Origin of the sequence: Halorubrum sp. SP9, assembly GCF_005435015.1 — an archaeon.
GTDB lineage: Archaea > Halobacteriota > Halobacteria > Halobacteriales > Haloferacaceae > Halorubrum > Halorubrum sodomense.
The window spans coordinates 1-306 of the sequence record NZ_SGXU01000584.1; the positions used below are offsets into that span (position 1 = coordinate 1).

The 306-nt window shown below is 53.9% G+C and carries 1 pseudogene; it reads right to left on the reverse strand.

From position 1 onward, the window contains the following. Positions 1-231: pseudogene (locus EXE45_RS18665) on the reverse strand (hypothetical protein); the annotation flags it as partial. Positions 232-306: the final 75 nt, after the last annotated feature.

Sequence of the window (306 nt, forward strand, 5' to 3'; positions counted from 1 at the left end):
GAGCCACTCCCGGAGGTTCGGGTAAGCCTCTTCGCCAGCGGACTTGCTTCCGAGAACCTCATCAACTTCCGCTAGGCGGGCGTCGGCATATTCGCCAAAGATACGTTCAAATTCTTCTTCTATACGTGTGAGTAGATCCCCTTCACCGTCAACGTCGGATAGAGGAACAATCCCGTCATCGTCCTCGTGGACCGCATGTATTGTGACATGAAGCAAGAGGTCCTTGACCATCTGTGGGAAGTCGTCGGTCGGTTCGGTAATTGTCTCAGGATCATACTCTCCGCGCTCTCGAGGGTCCTCGTTTGT